The sequence below is a fragment of the Streptomyces sp. NPDC001056 genome, from assembly GCF_053598955.1.
In genome coordinates this window covers 164,993-177,974 of sequence record NZ_JBSFLI010000010.1, presented here as the reverse complement: position 1 = coordinate 177,974, position 12,982 = coordinate 164,993, and the positions used below count along the sequence as shown (strand labels likewise).

General features: G+C 67.9%; 13 protein-coding genes. 1 reads left to right on the top strand and 12 read right to left on the bottom strand.

What is annotated here, in order from left to right; genetic code table 11:
• Positions 1 to 11: 11 nt before the first annotated feature.
• On the bottom strand, positions 12 to 716 hold the full coding sequence (locus ACWDD7_RS15080; protein WP_450457633.1) for a DUF4097 family beta strand repeat-containing protein: 705 nt from the start codon (positions 714 to 716) through the stop codon (positions 12 to 14).
• Positions 717 to 974: 258 nt separating this feature from the next.
• Between ACWDD7_RS15080 and ACWDD7_RS15075 the strand changes: the two genes are divergently transcribed.
• Entirely contained in the window at positions 975 to 2,810 is a 1,836-nt protein-coding gene (locus ACWDD7_RS15075) for a glycosyl hydrolase family 18 protein (RefSeq protein ID WP_450457632.1), read from the top strand.
• A gap of 64 nt (positions 2,811 to 2,874) precedes the next feature.
• Here the strand turns inward: ACWDD7_RS15075 and ACWDD7_RS15070 are convergent, their stop codons facing one another.
• The 11 genes from ACWDD7_RS15070 to ACWDD7_RS15020 all read right to left on the bottom strand — a co-directional run bounded on the left by ACWDD7_RS15070 (position 2,875) and on the right by ACWDD7_RS15020 (position 12,932).
• The gene (locus ACWDD7_RS15070; protein ID WP_351877961.1) at positions 2,875 to 3,321 is read right to left on the bottom strand and encodes a DUF2550 domain-containing protein; all 447 of its coding nucleotides are present in this window, start codon (positions 3,319 to 3,321) and stop codon (positions 2,875 to 2,877) included.
• 154 nt (positions 3,322 to 3,475) lie between these two features.
• Positions 3,476 to 3,850: a F0F1 ATP synthase subunit epsilon gene (locus ACWDD7_RS15065; RefSeq protein ID WP_046421578.1), complete on the bottom strand. Its 375-nt coding sequence runs from the start codon at positions 3,848 to 3,850 to the stop codon at positions 3,476 to 3,478.
• A gap of 110 nt (positions 3,851 to 3,960) precedes the next feature.
• Positions 3,961 to 5,397: a F0F1 ATP synthase subunit beta gene (gene atpD / locus ACWDD7_RS15060; protein ID WP_450457631.1), complete on the bottom strand. Its 1,437-nt coding sequence runs from the start codon at positions 5,395 to 5,397 to the stop codon at positions 3,961 to 3,963.
• On the bottom strand, positions 5,397 to 6,314 hold the full coding sequence (locus ACWDD7_RS15055) for a F0F1 ATP synthase subunit gamma (RefSeq protein WP_351877963.1): 918 nt from the start codon (positions 6,312 to 6,314) through the stop codon (positions 5,397 to 5,399). Before ACWDD7_RS15055 ends, atpD begins: the two co-directional genes overlap by 1 nt.
• A gap of 21 nt (positions 6,315 to 6,335) precedes the next feature.
• Positions 6,336 to 7,928, bottom strand: a complete 1,593-nt coding sequence (gene atpA, locus ACWDD7_RS15050) for a F0F1 ATP synthase subunit alpha (RefSeq protein WP_351877964.1) — start codon at positions 7,926 to 7,928, stop codon at positions 6,336 to 6,338.
• A gap of 160 nt (positions 7,929 to 8,088) precedes the next feature.
• On the bottom strand, positions 8,089 to 8,904 hold the full coding sequence (locus ACWDD7_RS15045) for a F0F1 ATP synthase subunit delta (RefSeq protein ID WP_450457630.1): 816 nt from the start codon (positions 8,902 to 8,904) through the stop codon (positions 8,089 to 8,091).
• Positions 8,901 to 9,446, bottom strand: coding sequence for a F0F1 ATP synthase subunit B (locus ACWDD7_RS15040; RefSeq protein ID WP_392217902.1), 546 nt, complete (start codon positions 9,444 to 9,446; stop codon positions 8,901 to 8,903). The genes ACWDD7_RS15045 and ACWDD7_RS15040 overlap by 4 nt, the downstream gene beginning before the upstream one ends.
• Positions 9,447 to 9,487: 41 nt before the next feature.
• Positions 9,488 to 9,712 (bottom strand): ATP synthase F0 subunit C, encoded by a 225-nt coding sequence (atpE, locus tag ACWDD7_RS15035; protein ID WP_228623583.1) that lies wholly within the window; start codon positions 9,710 to 9,712, stop codon positions 9,488 to 9,490.
• 74 nt (positions 9,713 to 9,786) lie between these two features.
• Positions 9,787 to 10,626, bottom strand: coding sequence for a F0F1 ATP synthase subunit A (gene atpB / locus ACWDD7_RS15030; RefSeq protein WP_450457629.1), 840 nt, complete (start codon positions 10,624 to 10,626; stop codon positions 9,787 to 9,789).
• A 210-nt stretch (positions 10,627 to 10,836) separates the two neighbouring features.
• Complete coding sequence (locus tag ACWDD7_RS15025) at positions 10,837 to 11,277, bottom strand: hypothetical protein (RefSeq protein WP_351877078.1); 441 nt, start codon at positions 11,275 to 11,277, stop codon at positions 10,837 to 10,839.
• A 302-nt stretch (positions 11,278 to 11,579) separates the two neighbouring features.
• Positions 11,580 to 12,932: an MraY family glycosyltransferase gene (locus ACWDD7_RS15020; RefSeq protein WP_450457628.1), complete on the bottom strand. Its 1,353-nt coding sequence runs from the start codon at positions 12,930 to 12,932 to the stop codon at positions 11,580 to 11,582.
• Positions 12,933 to 12,982 lie beyond the last annotated feature (50 nt).

Below are 12,982 nucleotides of genomic sequence, written 5' to 3'. Positions count from 1 at the left end.
GAAGCGGCCCGCTAGCCCGCCGACTCCACCGTCAGGTCGCCGTTCGTCGTCGACAGGTCGAGGAGGTAGCGGCCCGACGGGTCGTCCTTGAAGGCCAGCTTCTTGTCTCCGTTGGTGTTGTCCGCCGATATGCGGTACTTGGCGGGCGGCACCGCGACCGTGAGGCTGCCGCTGCTGGTGCGGGCCTTGATGTCCTGCGGGGTGGCGGTCCGGATGGTCACCGCGCCGTTCGAGGTGCGGGTGTCGATGCCGCCGCCCTTGACGTCCCGGACGTGCACGTCGCCGTTGGACGTGCGCAGCTTCACCGGGCCCGTCGCGCCGTTCACCGCGATCTCGCCGTTGCTGGTGTGCACGTCGACCCTGCCGACGCCGTTCAGCCTGAGGTCGCCGTTGGAGGTGCCTCCGGTGACCGGGAGGCCGGCGGGGACCTTGACGTCGTAGTCGACGCCGCATTCGTGGCCGCAGCCGGCGAGCCTCAGGACGCCGTTCTCCACGTGGAACGACGTGCCGGTCGGCTTGTCGCCGTGGTAGTTCACCTTGCGGTGCACGGAGATCGTGGACGCGTCAGCCGAGGTCTCCACCTTCACTCCGCCGTTCCCGCTGTCGAGATGGATCGACGTCACCTTCTGGGACACCTTGGCGTCGTCCTCGAAGGTCTTCTGGTCGAGGACCGAGCATGCGGACAGCCCGCCGACGGTGAGTGCGGCCAGAGCCACAGCAGGAAGAAAACGCGCGCGTCGCATGAGAAGTCCCCCGTACACGGTGAATCGGATCGTCGATCAGTCACAGCGATCGTACGCAGCGCCAAGACGCTCTCTCGATGGGGAAAACCCCCCAATTGCACGGGGGTAAAACGGAGTTGGATTGGTCCAGACCTATTGACCCGTGGTCCAGACCTTTCTACCCTCGCAGCACCGTGGGCATGAAGGCTCAGTCATGCCCCCCGTCACCCCCACTACCGAGGGAGGCGCTCGATGCGCTTCAGACACAAGGTCGCGGCAGGGCTCGCGACCCTGGTACTCCCCCTGGCCGGGCTGGTCGGGCTCGCGAGTCCGGCGCCGGCCGCGGACAGCACCCAGGCCGCCGGTGTCACCGCCGGCTTCACCAAGTCCAGCGACTGGGGCACCGGGTTCGGTGGCCAGTGGACCATCAAGAACTCCGGCACGACCGCCATCAGTTCATGGACCGTCGAGTGGGACTTCCCCTCCGGCACGTCCGTCACCTCCGCCTGGGACGCCGACGTCACCAACTCCGGCAACCACTGGACCGCCAAGAACAAGTCCTACAACGGCACCGTCGCCCCGGGCGCCTCCGTCAGCTTCGGGTTCAACGGCGCCGGATCGGGCAACCCGAGCAACTGCACGCTCAACGGCGGCAGCTGCGACGGCACGACGGTCCCCGGCGACGCCGCCCCGAGCGCCCCCGGCACCCCGACCGCCTCCGGCGTCACCGACACCTCGGTCACGATCTCCTGGAGCGCGGCCACCGACGACAAGGGCGTCAAGAACTACGACGTGCTGCGCGACGGCAAGGTCGTGGCCACCGTGACCGGGACGTCGTACACCGACACCGGGCTCACGGCCGGCAGCGACTACTCCTACTCCGTGCAGGCCCGCGACACCGCCGACCAGACCGGTCCGGCCAGCACCGCCGTCGCCGTGCACACCACCGGCGGCTCCACCACTCCCCCGCCGGCCGGCGACAAGGTCAAGCTCGGCTACTTCACCGACTGGGGCATCTACGCCCGCAACTACAACGTGAAGAACCTGGTGACCTCCGGCTCCGCCGCCAAGATCACCCACATCAACTACGCCTTCGGCAACATCACCGGCGGCAAGTGCGCCATCGGCGACTCCTACGCCGACTACGACAAGGCGTTCACCGCCGACCAGGCCGTGAACGGCGTCGCGGACACCTGGGACCAGCCGCTGCGCGGCAACTTCAACCAGCTGCGCGAGCTGAAGGCCAAGTACCCGAACCTCAAGGTCATCTGGTCCTTCGGCGGCTGGACCTGGTCCGGCGGCTTCGCCGACGCGGCCAAGGACCCGGCCGGCTTCGCCCGGTCCTGCTACGACCTCGTCAACGATCCGCGCTGGGCCGACGTCTTCGACGGCATCGACATCGACTGGGAGTACCCCAACAACTGCGGTCTGACCTGTGACACCAGCGGCCCCGAGGCCTTCAAGAACGTGATGGCCGCGCTGCGCGCCACGTTCGGCTCCGGCAAGCTCGTCACCGCCGCGGTCTCCGCCGACGGCTCGGACGGCGGCAAGATCGACTCCGCCGACTACTCCGGCGCCGCCCAGTACGTCGACTGGTACAACGTGATGACGTACGACTTCTTCGGCGCCTGGGACGCGCAGGGTCCCACCGCCCCGCACTCCCCGCTCACCTCGTACAGCGGCATCCCGAAGGCCGGCTTCACCACCGCCGACGCGATCGCCAAGTACAAGGCGGCCGGGGTTCCCGCGTCCAAGCTGCTCATCGGCATCGGCTTCTACGGCCGCGGCTGGACCGGCGTCACCCAGGACGCCCCCGGCGGCACCGCCACCGGCCCGGCGGCCGGCACGTACGAGCAGGGCATCGAGGACTACAAGGTGCTCAAGTCGTCCTGCCCGGTCACCGGCACCGTCGCGGGCACCGCGTACGCCCACTGCGGCAGCAACTGGTGGTCCTACGACACCCCGTCGACCATCGCCGGCAAGATGAGCTGGGCCAAGTCCCAGGGCCTGGGGGGCGCGTTCTTCTGGGAGTTCAGCGGCGACACCGGCGACGGCGAGCTGGTGAACGCCATCAGCAGCAACCTGTAAGAGCGAACAGCGCCGACGCCCGTTCGCCCTCCCCCGGTCTTCGTCCGAGGGAGGGCGAACGCGGCTACGCCACGTTCACCCGCTGTCCGGGCGGGGCTGCCTCAAGCCACGCGAGAAAACCGGTCAGCGCGTCTTCGCTCATCGCGAGTTCGAGGCGCGTGCCCCGGTGGACACAGGCGAGGACCATCGCGTCGGACAGCAGCGCCAGTTCCTCCTCGCCCTCGGGCAGCCGGCGTCCGGCCACCTCGATCTGGGCACGTTCCAGGACGCGGCGGGGGCGGAAGGCGTAGGAGAAGACCCGGTACCACTCGATGCGGTCGCCGTTGTACCGCGCGACGCCGTAGCTCCAGCCCTTGCCGCCCGCGTCCGGTTTCTCGGCCACGTCCCAGCGCAGGGAGCAGTCGAAGGTCCCGCCCGAGCGCTGGATCAGCCGACGGCGCAGCCCGAACAGAAACAGCCCGACCACCACGAGCGCGACCACGATCCCGCACACAGTCAGAGCGAGGACCATCGGCACCGACCTCCTCGTCTCCTAGGTAGGGGAACTGCTTCTACTACTGAGTAATGAAACGGAAAAAACACCTACATCTGCCTCAGCCGCGACCGGCACCGGATTGCTCCGGGCCGGCCGCGGCTGAGTGATGTCAACGTACCGCGCGGCTGGTTCAGCGCGCGGCCGCCGCACGAAGTCGGACGTCCGCGCGGCGCTCGGCGGCGGCGTCGCCCTCCGCCTTCGCGCGCTCCAGTTCCCGCTCCGTGCGCTGGACATCGATCTCGTCCGACAGCTCGGCGATCTCGGCCAGCAGGGACAGCTTGTTGTCCGCGAACGAGACGAAACCGCCGTGCACCGCGGCGACAACCGTTCCGCCATCACTCGTACGGATGGTCACCGGGCCCGACTCCAGCACACCGAGCAGCGGCTGGTGACCGGGCATGACGCCGATGTCGCCGGAGGTGGTGCGCGCGACGACCAGGGTGGCCTCGCCGGACCAGACCTGGCGGTCCGCGGCGACCAGCTCGACGTGCAGCTCAGCAGCCAAGGGTGGCTCCTCGGGTCACCACCCGGCAGGGGTGCCGGGTGTTGGGGTCAATTCTAGTGGGCGTTGCCGAGGGGGCGGGACGCGCCCGCCCCCTCAGACGAGCACGAGGCTCAGGAGACGCCCAGCTCCTTGGCGTTGGCCTTGAGGTCCTCAAGGCCACCGCACATGAAGAACGCCTGCTCCGGGAAGTGGTCGAACTCGCCGTCGCAGATCGCGTTGAACGCGGTGATCGACTCGTCCAGCGGCACGTCCGAACCGTCCACGCCGGTGAACTGCTTGGCGACGTGGGTGTTCTGGGACAGGAAGCGCTCCACGCGACGGGCACGGTGGACGACGAGCTTGTCCTCCTCGCCGAGCTCGTCGATACCGAGGATCGCGATGATGTCCTGCAGGTCCTTGTACTTCTGCAGGATGTTCTTCACGCGCATGGCCGCGTTGTAGTGGTCCGCGGCGATGTAGCGCGGGTCCAGGATCCGGGACGTCGAGTCCAGCGGGTCCACGGCCGGGTAGATGCCCTTCTCGGAGATCGGACGGGAGAGAACCGTCGTCGCGTCGAGGTGGGCGAAGGTGGTGGCCGGGGCCGGGTCGGTCAGGTCGTCCGCGGGGACGTAGATCGCCTGCATCGAGGTGATCGAGTGACCGCGGGTCGACGTGATGCGCTCCTGGAGGAGGCCCATCTCGTCGGCCAGGTTCGGCTGGTAACCCACCGCGGACGGCATACGGCCGAGCAGCGTGGAGACCTCGGAACCGGCCTGCGTGAAGCGGAAGATGTTGTCGATGAAGAACAGCACGTCCTGCTTCTGGACGTCACGGAAGTACTCGGCCATGGTGAGGCCGGCCAGCGCGACGCGCAGACGGGTGCCCGGGGGCTCGTCCATCTGACCGAAGACGAGGGCGGTCTTGTCGATGACGCCCGAGTCGGTCATCTCCTCGATGAGGTCGTTGCCCTCACGGGTGCGCTCACCGACACCGGCGAACACGGAGACACCGTCGTGGTTGTTGGCGACACGGTAGATCATCTCCTGGATGAGCACCGTCTTGCCGACGCCGGCGCCGCCGAACAGGCCGATCTTGCCGCCCTTGACGTACGGGGTGAGCAGGTCGATGACCTTGACGCCCGTCTCGAACATCTCGGTCTTGGACTCAAGCTCGTCGAAGTTCGGCGCCTTGCGGTGGATCGGCCAGCGCTCGCCCTCGTACTGCTCGTCGACGTTCAGCACCTCACCGAGGGTGTTGAACACCTTGCCCTTGGTGAAGTCGCCGACGGGCACCGAGATCGGGGCACCGGTGTCGGTGACCGGGGCCTGGCGGACCAGGCCGTCGGTCGGCTGCATGGAGATGGTGCGGACCAGGCCGTCACCCAGGTGCTGGGCGACCTCCAGGGTCAGCGTCTTCTTCTCGCCGGCGTTGGCCGGGTCGGCCACCTCGACGTGCAGCGCCTGGTAGATGTCCGGCATCGCGTCGACGGGGAACTCCACGTCGACGACCGGGCCGATGACCCGGGCGACGCGGCCCGTAGCCGTCGCGGTCTCAACAGTGGTGGTCATTATCGGTCACTCCCCGCGGTCGCGTCGGCCAGGGCGCTCGCGCCACCGACGATCTCGCTGATTTCCTGGGTGATTTCGGCCTGGCGGGCCGCGTTGGCAAGGCGGGAAAGCGTGTTGATCAGCTCGCCCGCGTTGTCGGTGGCCGACTTCATCGCGCGCCGCGTGGCGGCGTGCTTGGAGGCGGCCGACTGGAGCAGCGCGTTGTAGATCCGGCTTTCGACATAGCGCGGCAGCAGGGCGTCGAGGACGTCCTCCGCCGAGGGCTCGAAGTCGTAGAGCGGGAGGATCTCGCCCTCGGACCTCGTCTCCTCGGCGACCTCGTCGAGGCGCAGCGGAAGCAGCCGTGCGTCGAGCGCGGTCTGCGTCATCATCGAGACGAACTCGGTGTAGACGATGTGGAGCTCATCCACACCGCCGACGGCCGTGTCCTTCTCGATGGCCTCGATCAGGGGCGCCGCCACCTTCTTGGCGTCGGCGTACGTCGGCTCGTCGGTGAAGCCCGTCCACGACTCCGCGACCTTGCGCTCGCGGAAGTTGTAGTGGGCGACACCGCGCCGGCCGACGATGTACGAGTCGACCTGCTTGCCCTCGCGCTCCAGGCGCGCGGTCAGCTGCTCCGCCGCCTTGATGGCGTTGGAGTTGAAGGCGCCGGCCAGACCGCGGTCGCTCGTGAGGAGCAGGACCGCGGCACGGCTCGGGGCCTCCGCCTCCGTGGTGAGCGGGTGCTTGGTGTTCGAACCCGTACCGACCGCCGTGACCGCGCGCGTCAGCTCGGTCGCGTACGGCGTGGAGGCCGCCACCTTGCGCTGCGCCTTGACGACGCGCGAGGCGGCGATCATCTCCATCGCCTTGGTGATCTTCTTGGTCGCGCTGACGGATCGGATGCGACGCTTGTAGACCCGGAGCTGGGCTCCCATGAGTCAGGTCCCTTCCTTACGTCACTTGGCGGCAGCGGCAGGAGTGTCCTCGCCGAGCAGCTTGCCGTCCGAGGTCTCGAACTGCTTCTTGAACTCGGCCACCGCGTCGTCGATCGCCTGGATCGTGTCGTTCGACATCTTGGCGCCCTCCTTGATGGAGGTCATCAGGCCCTGGTGCTTGCGGTGCAGGAAGTCCAGCAGCTCCCGCTCGAAGCGGCGGATGTCGACGACCGGGACGTCATCCATACGACCGTTGGTACCGGCCCACACGGAGACGACCTGGTCCTCGGTGGCCATCGGCTGGTACTGGTCCTGCTTCAGCAGCTCGACCATGCGCTGACCGCGCTCCAGCTGCGACTTCGAGGCCGCGTCCAGGTCGGAACCGAAGGCGGCGAACGCCTCCAGCTCACGGAACTGGGCGAGGTCCACGCGCAGACGGCCGGAGACCTGGCGCATCGCCTTGTGCTGGGCGGAGCCACCGACTCGGGAGACCGAGATACCGACGTTCAGCGCGGGACGCTGACCGGCGTTGAACAGGTCCGACTCCAGGAAGCACTGGCCGTCGGTGATGGAGATGACGTTGGTCGGGATGAACGCCGAGACGTCGTTGGCCTTGGTCTCGACGATCGGCAGACCGGTCATCGAACCGGCACCCATCTCGTCGGAGAGCTTGGCGCAGCGCTCCAGCAGACGCGAGTGCAGGTAGAAGACGTCACCCGGGTAGGCCTCACGGCCCGGCGGGCGGCGCAGCAGCAGGGACACGGCGCGGTAGGCGTCGGCCTGCTTCGAGAGGTCGTCGAAGATGATGAGGACGTGCTTGCCCTCGTACATCCACTGCTGGCCGATGGCCGAACCGGTGTACGGCGCGAGGTACTTGAAGCCGGCCGGGTCGGACGCCGGGGCGGCGACGATGGTCGTGTACTCCAGGGCGCCGTTCTCCTCCAGCGAGCGGCGCACGCCCGCGATGGTGGAGCCCTTCTGGCCGATGGCGACGTAGATGCAGCGGACCTGCTTCTTCGGGTCGCCGGTGCGCCAGTTGTCGCGCTGGTTGATGATGGTGTCGACGGCCAGGGCGGTCTTGCCGGTCTGGCGGTCACCGATGATCAGCTGACGCTGACCGCGGCCGATCGGCGTCATCGCGTCGACGGCCTTGTAGCCGGTCTCCATCGGCTCGTGCACCGACTTGCGCTGCATGACCGTGGGGGCCTGCAGTTCGAGGGCGCGGCGGCCGGACGTCTCGATCTCGCCGAGGCCGTCGATCGGGTTGCCGAGCGGGTCGACGACACGGCCGAGGTAGCCCTCGCCGACCGCGACGGAGAGCACCTCGCCGGTACGCGTGACCGGCTGGCCCTCCTCGACACCGCTGAACTCGCCGAGGACGACGGCACCGATCTCGCGCTCCTCAAGGTTGAGGGCGAGGCCGAGGGTGCCGTCCTCGAACTTCAGCAGTTCGTTGGCCATGGCCGAGGGAAGACCCTCGATCTTCGCGATGCCGTCGCCGGCGACGGTGACCGTACCGACCTCCTCGCGCGAGGCCGCGTCCGGCTTGTACGACTGGACGAAGTTCTCCAGCGCGTCCCGGATCTCCTCCGGCCGGATCGTGAGCTCCGCCATCTGGGTTCCCTGCTCTCCTTGTTGGGCCCGAAGTTTCACTTTGGGGGGATGGGGACTCCCCCCAACAGGAGGTGAATCCTCTGCACGGCCCAACCAGGGCCGTAAGTACGTACTGCTATTTCTCGTTACGTCGAGGTGCTGCGGCGCTTTCGCGTCGCGGCTAGCTCGCCAGGCGGCGGGCGGCCTCGTCCAGACGGTCCGCGAGCGAACCGTTGATGACCTCGTCACCGACCTGCACGCGCATGCCACCGACGACGTCGGGGTCCACGTCCAGGTTGAGGTGCATCCGGCGGCCGTAGAGCTTGCCGAGGGCGGCGCCGAGGCGCTGCTTCTGGGCGTCGCTCAGCGGCACCGCCGAGGTGACGACGGCGACCAGACGGTCCCGGCGCTCCGCGGCCAGCTTGGACAGGGACTCCAGTCCCGCTTCCAGGCTACGACCACGCGGCGCGGTCACGAGGCGCGCGACCAGACGCTCGGTGGCGGGCCTGGCCCGTCCGCCGAGCAGCCGGTGCAGCAGCTCGGTCTTGGCCCCGGCGTCCGCGGCGCGGTCGGTCAGGGCGGCGCGCAGCTCGGTGCTGGAAGAGACGATCCGGCCGAACCGGAACAGCTCGTCCTCGACCTCGTCGAGGTTGCCACGCTTCTCCGCGGCGGTGAGGTCGGCGACGTCCGCCAGCTCCTCCAGCGCGTCCACCAGGTCGCGGGGCTGCGACCAGCGGGCGCGGGCCATGCCGGCCACCAGGTCGGCGGCCGCGCCGCTGACCTGGGCGCCGAGCAGGCGCTGGACCAGCTCCGCCTTGGCCTCTCCGGACTGCGCCGGGTCGGTGAGAACCCGGCGCAGGCCGGCCTCGCGGTCGAGCAGCGCGGTGACGGCCGCCAGCTCGTCGGCGAGCGTGGCCGCGTCCACGGACGTGGAGTCCGTCAGCGCGTCGAGACGCTCCCGTGCGGCCGCCAGGGCCTCGCGGCTCGCTCCGTTCATCGCGCGGCCTCGGCCTTCTCCTCAAGCTCGTCGAGGAAGCGGTCGATCACACGGCTCTGCCGGGCGTGGTCCTCAAGGGACTCGCCGACGAGCTTGCCGGCCAGGTCGGTGGCGAGCTTGCCGACGTCCTGACGCAGCGCGGACGCGGCGGCCTTGCGGTCGGCCTCGATCTGCGCGTGACCGGCGGCGACGATCTCCTCGCGCTGCCGCTGGCCCTCGGCCCGCATCTCGGCGATGAGGGCGGCACCCTGCTCCTGCGCCTCCTGGCGCAGTCGCGCGGCCTCGTGCCGTGCCTCGGCGAGCTGGGCCTTGTACTGCTCAAGGACGCTCTGGGCCTCGGTCTGCGCGGCCTCGGCCTTTTCGATACCGCCCTCGATGGCCTCGCGACGCTCTTCCAGAACCTTGTTGATGTTCGGGAGGAGCTTCTTGGCGAGGAAGCCGAAGACGATGACGAAGGCGATCAGGCCGATGACGAGCTCCGGCCACGGCGGGATGAGAGGGTTCTCCTTCTCCGCCGCAAACTGAACCCATGAGTGGGTCATCTCAGTGCCTTTCGTCGAATGGGCTGTCGCTGTCGCTCGTCTTAGTAGACGAACGGCATGACGAGGCCGATGAGGGCCAGCGCCTCACAGAACGCGAAGCCGAGGATCTGGTTGGCGCGGATCAGGCCCGCAGCCTCGGGCTGACGCGCGAGGGCCTGCGTGCCGTTACCGAAGATGATGCCGACGCCGACGCCGGGGCCGATGGCCGCAAGGCCGTAACCGACGGAGCTGAGCGAACCAGTGACAGCGGCAAGGGTCTGGGACATGCCAGTTCTTCCTTTTCTTTACGGACCGGTGGGGGTTGGCCACCGGACGACCAGGGGGTTCGGGGCTGAGTGGCTCAGTGGTGCTCGGCGAGCGCGCCCTGAATGTAGGAGCAGGTCAGCAGGACGAAGACGTACGCCTGGACGGCCTGGATGAAGAGCTCGAAGGCGGTCATGACGATCGTCATCAGGAACGACACACCGGAGTAGGCGATACCGATGCCGTTCAGCATGTACCAGCTGGCGACCGTGAAGAGCACGAGCAGCGTGTGACCGGCGAACATGTTCGCGAACAGTCGTACGGCGTGCGTGAAGGGGCGAACCAGCAGGTTCGAGAAGAACTCGATGGTCATGGCCAGCGGCAGCACCGGGCCGAGCGACTTGTCGTAGCCCGTGAAGTTCTTGAAGGCGCCGACGAAACCGTGCCGCTTGAAGGTGAGGGAGACCCAGAGGATGTACACGATCAGGGCCAGGACCAGCGGGTAGGCGATGATCGACGTGACCGGGAACTGGGCGACCGGGATGACCGACCAGAGGTTCATCATCCAGACGAAGAAGAAGAGCGAGACGACCAGGGGGACGTACTTCTCGCCTTCCTTCTTGCCGATGGTCTCGTAGACGACACCGCGGCGCACGAAGTCGTAGCCGGCCTCGGCGACCATCTGGAGCTTGCCCGGGACGACCTTGGGCTTGCCGAACGCGGCCCAGAAGAAGCCAACGACGATGATGGAGCCGAGCAGGGCCAGCAGCATCGGCTTGTTGAAGTAGAGGCCGTTCGTGTTCCCCCAGATCGGCTCGAAGAGGAACGAGTGCAGGCCGGGAGCGACGGTGTCGAAGCCGCACCCGCTGAACAGGTGGCAGCTCGTGTCGAAAGCGAGCGTCTGCGTCGGATCAGCACTCACCGCGGGCTCCTTCATCGTGGCGCATAGGTACGGCAACCTCGTTGTGTCGGCGCGGCGTGCGGCCGCGGGTCGGCACGGGACTGGTGTTACGGATGTGGGGGCGGCTGGGGGGCATCTCGCCTCGCGATCGATCAGGCGTCAGCTCGGATGCCCGCGCCCGCGATGCCGCAGTTGGCACCGGACGATAGCAGCAAGCGTTCTGCGCCTTTATCCCGGCCCTACCTCTCACGACGAACGCCCTGTCTTTTCGGGCTTGTCGCCCGAGGACGAGGCGTCCGGATCGACGTAGAGGGTCTTGGCCTTCATGTGCGACCGCGTCTGTGCGCCGATCCACACCAGGGTGGCGACCACAAGCGTGATGGCGAAGGCACGCGGGTTGAAGAGCGTGGTGTTCTTGAACAACGCGACGAAGATGACCATCAGCAGCAGCTGAGCCGCGTAGAGCATCAGGCCCATCATCTGGAACAGCTGCGGAAATGACTTGGCGGTGCGCTGGAGCACGTAGAAACCGAGCCCCATGAACAGAACCACGACCACCGTCGCGACGACAGCCCCGATCGCTCCCTTGCCGCCCGCGACCACACCGCTGACGACGGCGGCAAGCGCGCCGACGACAGCCGTGGGTACGGCGGCCTGGGCCAGGATCCGGGCGTCAGAAGACGGCATGGCGGCAACTCCGCTTTCACAGGGGGGCAGGTGTCGTCATGGACGAGCGTAGTCCCGGGCTGAGTGATCGAAACCTCACACCAATGGACCGTCGCACTACGGTCCTTCGGTTCTATCCGGGGTTCTCGTGAACCGTATCACAAACTATTTGATGAGGTCTTTACCTGGTAGGTGTGCTTGCTGTCACACATGAGAGTGGCCCTGCACGTCTGATCAAAAACCGAGCCGCTTTGTCTGGTATTGGGGAACTTTACTCCCCCACGAGTTGGCAATGCTCTAGTCAGATTCTTACCTTGACCGTCTCAGGAACGATCGAGAAAACGCCCACGAGTGCCGATTGCGGTCGCCCCGTTGACGCCGGACACACCGGCCGGGACGGGGGCGCGCTCATCGGTGCCGGGCTCGTCACAGCCGCCTTCTCCGGCGGCCTCCGCGGCCTCCGCGGCCTCCACGGCCGCCAGGCCGGCTTCCGCTTCCGCCGCCGCACGCCGGCGCCGGTACCGCGGCGGCACGAAGCGCTGGGCCCACACGGGCACCCGCGGCGTGAAGCGCGGGAGCAGCAGCAGGACGAGGCCCACGGCGCTGAGGAAGACGACGCCGAGCACGATCCACATGGACGCCGAGTTGACCGAGTAGGCCAGCGCGCCGAAGGCGATCAGCGCCGACCAGAAGTACATGATCAGCACCGCGCGGCTGTGCGAGTGGCCGATCTCCAGCAGCCGGTGGTGCAGGTGCCCGCGGTCCGCGGCGAACGGCGACTGGCCCCGCCAGGTGCGGCGCACGATCGCCAGCACCAGGTCGGCGGCGGGAATGGCGATGATCGTCAGCGGCATCAGCAGCGGGATGTAGACCGGCACCATCTGGTGGACGGTGGCGCGCTCGGACCCGGAGAACAGGTTCATCACGTCCGGGTCGACCTGACCCGTGATCGAGATGGCGCCCGCGGCCAGCACCAGGCCGATCAGCATGGAGCCGGAGTCGCCCATGAAGATGCGCGCCGGGTGCATGTTGTGCGGCAGGAAGCCGAGGCACATGCCCATCAGGATCGACGCGAACAGCGTGGCGGGGGCGGCGGCCTCGATGCCGTAGGAGACCCAGACGCGGTAGGCGTACAGGAAGAACGCGACCGTGGCGATGCAGACCATGCCGGCCGCGAGGCCGTCCAGGCCGTCCACGAAGTTCACCGCGTTGATCGTGATGACGACGAGCGCCACGGTCAGCAGCGTGCCCTGCCACTGGGTCAGCGCGACGTTGCCGACGCCGGGGATGGGCAGCCACAGGATCGTCAGACCCTGCATGACCATGACGCCGGCGGCGATCATCTGGCCGCCGAGCTTGATCAGCGCGTCGATCTCGAACTTGTCGTCCAGGACGCCGATCAGCCAGATCAGGGCGGCGCCGGAGAGCAGGGCCCGTGGCTCGTTGGACTTCTCGAAGACCCAGTTGAGGCTGGTCAGGTGGTCGGCGACCAGCAGGCCCGCGCACAGTCCGAAGAACATCGCGATCCCGCCGAGGCGCGGAGTGGGTTCCCGGTGCACGTCCCGGGCCCGGATCTCCGGCATCGCCCCCGCCACGATCGCGAACTTCCGCACCGGCCCTGTCAGCAGGTACGTCACCGCGGCCGTGATGCAGAGCGTCAGCAGGTATTCACGCACGGGCTTCCCCACAGGTCTCGCTGGCCATCACAGCCTCACAGCCTAGCGGC